The 1,122-nt window shown below is 56.8% G+C and carries 1 pseudogene; it reads right to left on the bottom strand.

Features of this window, described 5'->3' with window-relative positions:
* A pseudogene (locus tag DVK07_RS19385) lies at nucleotides 1-1,122 on the bottom strand (hypothetical protein); the annotation flags it as partial.

The raw sequence follows: 1,122 nt of genomic DNA, 5'->3' as shown, positions 1-1,122 counted from the left end.
CTCGGACAGGTCGTGTAGTGTTTCGCTCGATGTGTTTTTCTCCCCGATAACGTCCCGAAGACAGTTCAGAGCGACACTCTTGCCGTTCGCGCCGTCCCCGTGCAGAATCCCGAACCACTGCCGCGGGTTTCCTCTCGGGTTCAGTGCGTCCGCGAGCATTTCCTCGAGGAACTTCGCGTCCGTTTCGTCTTCTGTAATATCTCGAAGGAAATTTTCGACGTCCGACGTGTCCGCGTTCGGATCCCAGTCCGCGGAGAGTTTCCGCGTAAACAAGTACTCTGGTGCGTGTTCGTGTAGAGTTGTCGTTTCCATGTCGAGCACGCCGTTACCAACAGCGAGCATCGCACCGTCAGGGTTGTTCACGCGTTCAAGCGGCACTGCATTGCGCCGCTTCAACTTCGCGACCACTTCATCGATGTCTGCCGACGATGCAAGGCCATTCGTCCCCGCATCAACCACTTGTTCAACATAGAACGCGCCATCCCACATGTACACGCCTTCATCTGGTTTGTACGCTCGGAAGTCCTCCATCTCCCGTTCTTCATTTCGAACGAAAACGAAGTCGTGCTCAGCTTCTACCTTTTCAGCGAGCACTTGACGGATGGTGCGCATCGCAACACCATCTTCAATGACTTTTCGAATGTCACCCCACGACAACACGCCAACGTCATCTTCCCCATCGGTGACCTTCTCCATCCCGGTCATACGATGGGTGAGCTCGCCAGAATCCTCATCAACAGCGTACTCACCGAGGAGTACCTCGTGCACGTGCTCCGGCGTCACCTCCTCGTCATCGTACTGGTACGCGATGCGATAGGACATGTCGTCCGGGTGCTTCGGACCTTCACGCTCGATGATCTCCTCGACTTCCTCGACGATGTCGATGTTCACGCTGAGCTGCTCGCGCTCATCATCGTCTGCACCGAACTGCTCGGTGAAGTCTGCCGATGCAGACCTCTCCTGCTCCTCACCCCCACCGTCACCATCGTCACCGCCGTCACCGTCTACCGCAGCCTCGGACTCGGCTTCGTCGCCGTCACCGAATTCGAGATCGTCGTTGAACGAATCTTCGACGATACCGCCGTCAGTCACCAGTTCCTTCCCATCGTCGTCTTCGTCTGG

Origin of the sequence: Halorubrum sp. Atlit-26R (assembly GCF_003666015.1) — an archaeon.
GTDB lineage: Archaea > Halobacteriota > Halobacteria > Halobacteriales > Haloferacaceae > Halorubrum.
The sequence above is the reverse complement of the archived record's forward strand: the minus strand, read 5'-3'. Positions and strand labels throughout refer to the sequence as shown.